Source organism: Nocardia sp. NPDC057455 (genome assembly GCF_042802775.1).
Lineage (GTDB): Bacteria > Actinomycetota > Actinomycetes > Mycobacteriales > Mycobacteriaceae > Nocardia.
The window spans coordinates 25198-34317 of the sequence record NZ_JBHVDM010000078.1 but is presented as its reverse complement, the minus strand read 5'-3'; the positions used below and the strand labels follow the sequence as shown (position 1 = coordinate 34317).

General features: G+C 68.2%; 9 protein-coding genes. 3 read left to right on the top strand and 6 right to left on the bottom strand.

Going from position 1 to position 9120, the window contains the following annotated elements; all coding sequences use genetic code 11:
• Window positions 1–15: 15 nt before the first annotated feature.
• The 5 genes from ACFU5M_RS25930 to ACFU5M_RS25910 are packed head-to-tail and all read right to left on the bottom strand — an operon-like array spanning window position 16 to window position 4514.
• A complete protein-coding gene (locus ACFU5M_RS25930; protein ID WP_379053344.1) occupies window positions 16–435 on the bottom strand; it encodes a nuclear transport factor 2 family protein in 420 nt (139 codons plus the stop codon).
• 25 nt (window positions 436–460) lie between these two features.
• The gene (locus ACFU5M_RS25925) at window positions 461–1345 is read right to left on the bottom strand and encodes a TIGR03619 family F420-dependent LLM class oxidoreductase (protein WP_379053348.1); all 885 of its coding nucleotides are present in this window, start codon (window positions 1343–1345) and stop codon (window positions 461–463) included.
• 5 nt (window positions 1346–1350) lie between these two features.
• Window positions 1351–2517, bottom strand: coding sequence for a thiolase domain-containing protein (locus tag ACFU5M_RS25920; protein WP_379053343.1), 1167 nt, complete (start codon window positions 2515–2517; stop codon window positions 1351–1353).
• Complete coding sequence (locus tag ACFU5M_RS25915) at window positions 2514–3551, bottom strand: thiolase domain-containing protein (RefSeq protein WP_379053341.1); 1038 nt, start codon at window positions 3549–3551, stop codon at window positions 2514–2516. The genes ACFU5M_RS25920 and ACFU5M_RS25915 overlap by 4 nt, the downstream gene beginning before the upstream one ends.
• Before the next feature lie 12 nt (window positions 3552–3563).
• Entirely contained in the window at window positions 3564–4514 is a 951-nt protein-coding gene (locus ACFU5M_RS25910) for a Zn-ribbon domain-containing OB-fold protein (protein ID WP_379053339.1), read from the bottom strand.
• A gap of 130 nt (window positions 4515–4644) precedes the next feature.
• Here ACFU5M_RS25910 and ACFU5M_RS25905 point away from each other — a divergent pair, with 130 nt between their 5' ends.
• The gene (locus ACFU5M_RS25905; protein ID WP_379053337.1) at window positions 4645–5682 is read left to right on the top strand and encodes an LLM class F420-dependent oxidoreductase; all 1038 of its coding nucleotides are present in this window, start codon (window positions 4645–4647) and stop codon (window positions 5680–5682) included.
• 70 nt (window positions 5683–5752) lie between these two features.
• Window positions 5753–7303 (top strand): acyl-CoA synthetase, encoded by a 1551-nt coding sequence (locus tag ACFU5M_RS25900; RefSeq protein ID WP_379053335.1) that lies wholly within the window; start codon window positions 5753–5755, stop codon window positions 7301–7303.
• 154 nt (window positions 7304–7457) lie between these two features.
• Here ACFU5M_RS25900 and ACFU5M_RS25895 read toward each other — a convergent pair whose 3' ends face one another.
• Window positions 7458–8456 carry a sigma-70 family RNA polymerase sigma factor gene (locus tag ACFU5M_RS25895; RefSeq protein ID WP_379053334.1) on the bottom strand — a complete coding sequence of 333 codons (999 nt, stop codon included), beginning with the start codon at window positions 8454–8456 and terminating at the stop codon, window positions 7458–7460.
• Window positions 8457–8639: 183 nt separating this feature from the next.
• On the opposite strand from ACFU5M_RS25895, the gene ACFU5M_RS25890 reads away from it, so the two are divergent.
• A complete protein-coding gene (locus tag ACFU5M_RS25890) occupies window positions 8640–9059 on the top strand; it encodes a VOC family protein (protein WP_379053332.1) in 420 nt (139 codons plus the stop codon).
• The last annotated feature ends 61 nt before the right edge of the window (window positions 9060–9120 follow it).

The following is a 9120-nucleotide window of genomic DNA, read 5'->3' as shown; positions in this document are numbered from 1 at the left end:
CCCTTTCGTCTTACCTCAGTCGACCGGTCGCGCGGTCTTCATGGCGCGATCGACCTCCCAGAACGCGCGCAGCGCGGCGATCTTGCCGTTGTCGTCCACCCGGTAGGTGAACACGCCCTCGGCGTCGATCAGGTGACCGCCGATGGTGCTGCGGATCGTGCCGGTGAAGGCGACTTCGTTGCCGCAGGCGAACGAGTCGCCGAACAGGAACTCGATCAGGTCGGTCTTCGCGATCGCCTTGTCCCAGAACGCGGCGATGGCCTCCGTGCCGCGGTGGCCCCTGCCCTCCGGATCGAAGCCGGACGGACCGATCGGGTCTTCCACGATGCCGTCTTCGGCGAACAGCGCGACCCAAGCCTGCTTGTCCCGTGCTCGCACGGCGGTCTGTGAGGCCAGGCCGGCGGTCCTGGCCGGATGCTCGGTTGCGGTGGTCATACGGCCTCCCTTGGCCAGCGGGTCGTCACCGTGCGGCGAGGACGGGTTCGGCGATGTACTGCTCGGCGAATGTGCGCAGCGAGTCCTGCTTGGCGGACAGTTCGCCGTCGAAGCCGATGCCGTCGGCCAGCCAGGGCACCACGATCGCGTCGGTGACGCCCGCGTCGGCCAGGTCCTGATATCCGGACCGGCCGAACCGGTCGACGCACACCGCCTGGATCTCGAACGGCTCGCCGGAGCGGCCGAACTCGGCGCGCAGCGCATCGAGCTTGCCGATGGTGCCCCGCAGTTCGTCGTAGGTCATCATCGCCGAGGTCCAGCCGTCGCCCACCCGCGCCGCGCGCCGTAGTGCCGCGTCGGTGTGCCCGCCGATGTAGAACGGCACCGGCTCGCTCGGCGCCGGGCTGATCTGCAGCGAATCGAAGTCGAAGAATTCGCCGTGGTACTCGACCATCCCACCGGCCAGCACCAGCTTGATGACGTCGATCATCTCGTCCACGCGGGCGCCGCGCCGCGCGAAGGGCACCCCGCACCATTCGAATTCCTCTGGAGCCCAGCCGATTCCGACACCGAAGCCGAAGCGGTTACCGGACAGGTTGGCCACCGAGCCGACCTGCCGGGCCAGCAGCAGCGGATTGCGGGAACCCAGCTTCAGCACGTTCGTGTAGAAGCGGATACGGCTGGTGACGGCCGCCATGGCGGCCGCGCCGATGAGCGGGTCGACCCACGGCGTGTCCGGTCCCCAGAACCTGCTGCCGTCGGCGGTGTAGGGGTACTTCGCCGCCGCCGATTTCATGTAGAACAGCGAGTCGGGCAGCGCGATGGATGAGAAACCGCACTCTTCGGCGGTTCTGGCGAGCTCGGTCAGCTGGTCCAGCGGACTCAGCGCGATGCCGACGGTGAACTTCAGCGAGGTCACCGCCGCTCCGATCCGACCACCCACATCGAAAAGTACTGCGATCCACCGCCGTACGCGTGGCCGAGCGCCTTGCGCGCGCCCTCGACTTGATAGTCCCCGGCTCGCTCCATGATCTGCTTGGCGGCCTCGGCGAACCGGATGAGCCCGGAGGCGCCGATCGGGTTGGACGACAGCACGCCGCCGGACGGATTGACCGGAAGGGTGCCGCCGATCTCGGTCTCGCCCTTGTCGGTGAGCTTCCACCCGTCGCCCTGCGGTGCGAAGCCGAGGTTTTCCAGCCACATCGGCTCGAACCAGGAGAAGGGGACGTAGATCTCGGCCACGTCGATCTCTTCGAGCGGGTTGGTTATGCCCGCCGTCTCCCACAGCGCCGCGGCCGCGTCCTGGCCCGCTCGAGGGTTGACCTGGTCGCGTCCGGCGAAGGTGGTCGGCTCGGTGCGCATCGCGGTGGCGTGCACCCAGGCGACCTTGCGGCCGGTGGCCTCGACCGCCTCGGCGGCCTCCGCGTCGCCGAGCACGATCGCGCACGCGCCGTCGGAGGAGGGGCAGGTCTCGTCGAAGCGGATGGGGTCCCACAACATCTGCGAGGCGAGCACCGATTCCATCGTGATATCGGGCTGCTTCAGATGCGCGAGCGGGTTCTTGGCGCCGTTGCGGCGATCCTTCGCCGCGACCATGGCGCCGATGTGACCCGGCGCGTTGGATCGCCGGATGTAGGAGCGCACGTGCGGCGCGAAGTAGCCGCCCGCGCCCGCGCCGACCGGCATGGTGAACGGCACCGGAATCGACAACGCCCACATGGCGTTCGACTCCGACTGCTTCTCCCACGCCACCGCGAGCACGCGCTTGTGCACGCCCGCCTGCACGAGGTTGGTCGCGACGATGCCGGTGGAGCCGCCCACCGAGCCGGCGGTATGCACTCGCAGCAGCGGCTTTCCGGTGGCGCCGAGCGCATCCGCCATGAACAGTTCGGGCATCATGACGCCTTCGAATCCGTCCGGCGCCTTGCCGACCACGACCGCGTCGATGTCGGCGATGGTGAGACCGGCGTCGGCGAGGGCGCGATCGATGGCCTCGCGGCACATCCCGGCCATGGACACGTCGGTCCGTTTCGTCACGTGATGGGTTTGTCCGGTGCCGAGCACCGCCGCTGGCAAGCTCATCGGTTCTCCGATTCCAAGACGGTCACAAGGTTCTGCTGGAGCGCGGGGCCGCTGGTGGCATGGGCCAGCGCACGATTCGCCGAGCCCGCGATGATCGCCTCGGCCGCGAAGCCGATGCGCTCCAGGCCCGCGGCGAACATCGGATTGGCCGCGAGCGCGCCGCCGGACGGATTCACCTTCGTGCCGTTCTTCAGCCCGATCGCCTCGGCGAGGATCAGCTGCTGGTGACTGAACGGCGCATGCAGCTCGGCGATGTCGAAATCGCTGACATCGCCGCTGGTCACCGCCTTGGCCGCGGCCGCTGTCGAGGGTGAGACGCTGAGGTCGCGCGCGCCGAGCACGGGAGTGTCGATCCGATGGGCCATACCGGTGATCCACGCGGGACGCTCGCACAGTTCGCGGGCTCGGTCGCCGACTGCGAGCACGATCGCGGCCGCGCCGTCGGTGATCGGCGCGATATCGTGCGCGCGCAACGGATCGGCGACGTAGGGCTGGTCGAGCAGGCTGTCGGCGTCACCGGACTCGCCTGCCGCCACGGCCGCCATGTCCCGTTCGGTCCAGCGTCCCGCGTCGAGACCGGCGCGCGCTTGCAGGCCCGCGATGGACCAGGCATCCGGCCACAGCGGCGCGACGACGTACGGGTCCAGCTGCATGGTGAGCACCTGGCGCAGCGTGCCCGCGGAGGACTTGCCGAATCCGTACACCAGCGCCGTCTTCGCCTGCCCCGAGCGCAGTTTCACCCACGCCTCGTACAGCGCCCAGGCCGCGTCCATCTCCACGTGCGATTCGTTGATCGGCGGCACCGCGCCTATGGCGTCGATCGCGGAGATGAACGAGAAGGCTCGTCCGGCAAGGTAATCGGACGAGCCCGAGCACCAGAAGTCGATATCGGACTTGGTGATGCCGAGCCGGTCGTAGAGCTGCTGGAAGCAGGGCACCAGCATCTCGACACCGTTGGTGGTGCCGAAGGTCTCCGGCACGTGCGGCGCGTGGGCGAAACCCACGACCGCGATGTCGGTGGCGTTGTCAGTCAACGTGCGCCTCTCTCAGAGGTGATGGGAGTAGGTCTCGTAATCGGCGTCCGGCTCGCCGGTGGGACGGAAGTGGTCCACGTTCTCCAGGCCGTAGCCCCACTCCTCGCGCGGCTTCCACACCGCCTCCACCCGCATGCCCATGCGCACCTCGCTCGCGTCGCACCCGAGCACCAGGTGCAGCACCGGGATGTCCGCGCCGTCCAGCAGCACATAGGCCGCGACGTACGGCGGCTTGATCCGCTGCCCGAGGAACGGCACGTTGACGATGCAGAACGTGGTGACCGTGCCGCGGTCGGGCAACTCGATGTACTCGTCGGTCGGCCTGCCGTCGGTCGGGTTCGCGCCGCGCGGCGGGAAGTACACCTTGCCCGCGGCGTCGGTGCGCGCGCCGATCAGCTTGCCTTCGGCGAGTCCGCGCAGGTAGACGGTTTCCTGGGGCGAGGCGGTGTGCTTGTAGGACAGATCGACCGGAGTGATGAGCATGGTGACCGGATCGGCCGCGGCGGACGCCACCGGCGCGGCGGACTTCTCGCCCGGCTCGAAGCAGACGATGTCGCGAATACTGCCCTCGGTCTGCCCGGCCCACCGGGCGGTCACCCGCAAGCCTTTCCGAATGTCCTCGGGCCCGGCCACGTCCACCGCGTGCAGCAGCGTCGTGTCCGCGCCGTCCAACCGGATCAGCGCCCAGGCGAAAGGGCGGTCGAACGGCTGGCCGGGCAGCGGCTCGCGCACCCAGGTCCATGATTCGACGGTGCCGGTATCGGCGACGTTGACGAATTCGGTCAACGGTTCGGCGGTGATCGGATCGTATTCCGGCGGTGGCACGATCACCCGGCCGTCCGAGCCACGCGCGCCGACGATCTTGTGATCGCGCAACCGGGTCAGAAAGGTCCCGATGGTGGATCCGACGGAGCGGGTGTAGTCGAAACGCACCCGCAGGGGCGCGCTGAGTACATCGGGCACGGCCGCTGTGTTCAATGCCGTGCCGCTACCACCGGCGATTGCCGTGGATGCAGTATTCCCCTGAGTCACGATATCGAGTAGAACAGGTTCTAACTCTGGTGGCAAGCAGTTGACTGGAAAGGGGTCCGGCGTGAAGTTCGGATTGCAACTCGGGTACTGGATGGCCCAGCCGCCCGCGAACGCGGGGGAGCTGGTGGTGGCGGCCGAGGAAGCCGGGTTCGACGCTGTGTTCGCCGCCGAGTCGTGGGGGTCGGACGCCTTCGGCCCGCTCACCTGGTGGGGCTCGTCCACGCGGCGGGTGCGTCTCGGCACGTCGGTGGTGCAGATGTCGGCGCGCACGCCGGCCGCGACCGCCATGCACGCGCTCACCCTCGATCACCTCAGCGGCGGCCGCGCGATTCTGGGCTTGGGCGTCTCGGGTCCGCAGGTGGTGGAAGGCTGGTACGGCCAGCCGTTCGCCAAACCGTTGCAGCGCACCCGCGAGTACGTCGGGATCGTGCGTCAGGTGCTGGCCCGGCAGGCGCCGGTCACCAGCGACGGCCCGCACTATCCGCTGCCCTACACCGGGCCGGGCGCGATCGGGCTCGGTAAGCCGCTGAAGCCGATCGTGCATCCGCTACGTGCGGATCTGCCGATCTGGCTGGGCGCGGAGGGGCCGAAGAATGTCGCGCTCACCGCCGAGATCGCCGACGGCTGGCTGGCCATCTACTACGCGCCCCGGCTGGCCGGAATGTACAACGACTGGCTCGACGAGGGCTTCGCGCGCGCGGGCGCGCGGCGCACCCGGGACGACTTCGAGATCGCCGCCAGTTGCCAGGTGGTGATCACCGACGATCCGGCGAGCGAGCTGGAGCGGATGCGCTGGATCATGGCGCTCTACATCGGTGGCATGGGCGCGCCCGAGCTGAACTTCCATGCCCAGGTGTACCGGCGGATGGGATACGACCGCGAGGTCGACGAGATCGGCCGGCTGTTCCAGTCCGGCAAGAAGGCGGAGGCGGCGGCGGTGGTGCCGGACGAGCTGATCCTGGACACCGCGATCATCGGCGACGAGGAGCATGTCCGCAAGCAACTGCGGGTCTGGGAGGCCGCGGGCGTCACCATGATGCTGGTGTCGGTTCCCGATGTCGCGCAATTGCGTCGGCTCGCCCCTCTTGTCGAACAGTAGAACACGTTCTAGATTCAATGGGGTGACTGCCTCACCCGCCCCGTCGGCTCCGCCTCCGCACAATCCCCCCATGCAGGAGTCAGTGAAAATTCTCGGTCTGTGGAACATCGCCGAAGCCGAACCCGATCGGATCGCGATGGTCGATCCCTCGGGCCGGGAGGTGACGTATCGCGAATTGGCCACGCTCGCCAATCGTTACGCCACCGGCCTGCGTGGGCTCGGCCTGAAAACCGGTGACGTGCTGGTGAGCATGGTGCACAACAGCGTGGAGGCGATCGCGGCGTATTTCGCGGCCTACCAATCCGGGCTGTACATCGTCGCGGTGAACTGGCATCTGACCGGTCCGGAGGTCGCCTACATCCTGGCCGACAGCGAGGCCAAGGCGTTCATCGCCAGCGATCGGTTCGCCGCCGCCGCCCAGGCCGCCGCCGACGAGGCGGGGCTGCCCGCGACGGCGCGCTTCGCGGTGGGCGAGATCGAGGGCTTCAAGTCGGTGGCCTGGCTCGGCGCCGCGGACACCGGGCGCCCGTCGGATCGCAGCACCGGCGCGCCCATGCTCTACACCTCCGGGACCACCGGACGACCCAAGGGAGTACGTCGGCCGCTGACCGGCGCCGACCCCGATGTCGTCCCGCCGCACACCACCGCGTTCTTCGGTCTGTTCGAGCTCGGGCCCTACGACGACCACGTGCACATCTGCGGCTCGCCGCTGTATCACACGGCCGTACTGAACTTCGCCACCATCTCGATCCAGCTGGGTCACAAGCTCGTTCTGATGGACCGCTGGGACGCCGAGGACATGCTGCGGCTGATCGACAAGCACCGGGTGACGCACAGCCACATGGTGCCCACCCAGTTCCATCGCCTGCTCGCGCTGCCGGAGGAGGTGCGCGCCAAGTACGACGTGTCCTCGCTGCGCAGCATGGTACACGGCGCTGCGCCCTGCCCGCAGGAAACCAAGCGGCAGATGCTCGAGTGGTGGGGGCCGACGGTCACCGAGTACTACGCGGCCACCGAGGGCGGCGGCACGGTGATCAACGGCGCCGAGTGGCTGCGCAAGCCGGGCTCGGTCGGCAAGGCGTGGCCGTGGTCGGTGATCAAGGTGCTCAGCGAGGAAGACGGCTCCGAGGTGCCGGTCGGCGAGGCCGGTCTGGTGTACATGCGGATGGGCGCTTCGAGCTTCGAGTACCACCACGACAAGGCCAAGACCGAGGACTCGCGCGTCGGGGACCTGTTCACCGTCGGGGATATCGGGCACCTCGACGAGGACGGCTACCTCTACCTGCACGACCGGCGCTCGGACCTGATCCTGTCCGGCGGCGTGAACATCTACCCGGCAGAGGTGGAGAACGTCTTGATCACCCACCCGAAGGTCGCCGATGTGGCGGTTTTCGGTGTGCCGCATCCGGACTGGGGTCAGGAAGTGAAGGCGGTCGTGCAGCCCGCCGACGGAACGGAGAGCGGCGAGGCGCTCACCGAGGAGCTGCTCGCTTTCGCCGCCACGCAATTGGCGAAATACAAGATGCCCAAATCCATCGACTACCTGCCGGAACTGCCGCGCGACCCGAACGGGAAGCTGTACAAGCGCAAGCTGCGCGAGCGGTACATCCCCGCGTCCTGAGGGGTACCGCCGGACGATATCGGACCGAAGTCCGCCCCCGGTCCGGCGGAGACGAGGCAGTCGGGTAGCCGGCCCGCTGGGGCTGCGGCCCGGGCGCGCGACGGCGCCGAAAGCGGATGCGCCCTTCGCGAAGGGCGCATTCGCGCGTGCGGGGTCAGATACTTTCGCGCAGTTCGGGCGCGAGGCCGAAGAGCGGGAAGAGCTTCTCGGTGTCGAGGAAGAAGTTCAGTCCGGCGATGGTGTCGCCGTCGAGTTCCAGCACCGTGATCGACCACGGCACCCATACCCCCGGCTCGTCACCCGGCTTGTAGTGGCCGAAGGCGGGCAGGCCGTTGGCGCCCTCCAAACGGATCATTCGCGAATCGCGGCAAGCGCTTCCGTGGCCGAGCATGAACGCGACCACGTTCTCCGGGCCCGAGATCCACAGCTCGATCGGCGGCATCGACAGCGCCACATCCGCTTTCAGCAGCGAGGTGAGTGTGTCCATGTCGTAGGACTCGAACGCCTTGACGAAGTTGTCCACCAGCCTGCGCTGATCCTCGTCGGACTCGTCGAAGGTGTCGGTGGCCGCGGGCTGGACCTTGGACATGGTCGCGCGCGCCCGTTGCAGCGCGCTGTTGACCGACGCGGGCGACATGGTGAGCGCCTCGGCGGTCTCGTTGGCGGAGAAGCGCAGCACCTCGCGCATGATCAGGATCGCGCGCTGGGTGGCGGGCAGATGCTGGCAGGCCGCGACGAAGGCCAGGCGCAAGGTGTCTTTCGCGCTGGCGTGATCAGCCGGATCGGCGCCGAAGGCCAGCGCGTTCGGGATGGGCTCGATCCAGACATAGTCCGGTTGCGGCGCGGGCAGCGGCGAGTCCGGCCGCGACGGACCGGAAAGGTCCATCGGCCGGGCCCGGCGCTGCGGGCCGTCGAGCATGTCCAGGCAGACGTTCGTGGTGATCTTGTACAGCCAGGAGCGGAGGCTGGCGCGACCCTCGAACGAGTCGTAGGACTTCCATGCCCGGGTCAGGGTCTCCTGCACCGCGTCCTCCGCTTCGAAGGAGGAACCGAGCATGCGGTAGGCGTACGCGCAGAGTTCCCTGCGATGGGTCTCGAACGCGACGAGCGCCTCGGGAGCGAGGCCGGCGGAAGTGCCGGACGAGTCGTTCATGGGTGTCACCCTGCCACAGGCCACCGACACAAAACAGGCCCTCGAACTCGAGGGCCGCGCTGATCAAGATCGATAAACCTGCCCGCGGTGTGGCATGCGCCACCCGAGCATCCGCGATGAGTTCGCCCCGCGAGGCCCGTCCTATCCAGTGACACGAACGGACTTGCTCGAGAGGAAGAGGCCATGAGCAGCAAGATGATCTTCATCAATCTCCCGGTCGCCGATCTGAACCGGTCGAAGGCCTTCTACGAGGCGCTGGGCTGGAAGGTCAACCAGGAGTTCACCGACGACAACGCGGCCTGCATCGTGGTCGACGACAACATCTGCCTGATGCTGCTCGTCAGGGACTTCTTCACGACCTTCAGCAAGCGGCCGGTGGCCGACACCAAGGCGGCGATCAACGCCGCGTACGCGCTCGCCCTCGGTAGCGCCGAAGAGGTTGACAGCTTGACCGACGCGGCGCTCGCGGCGGGCGCGACCGAAGAGGTGAACGAGGACAAGCGGGCGCAGGAGGCGCAGGTCGGCATGCACGGCCGCACCTTCATCGACCCCGACGGCCACCAGTGGGAGCCGTTCTGGATGGACTATCCGGGCGCAAACTGAGCCCGGCGAGGGGTCGCCCCCGATGCGCGCGCATCGGTCGGTGCGCGAGCATCGGTCGACG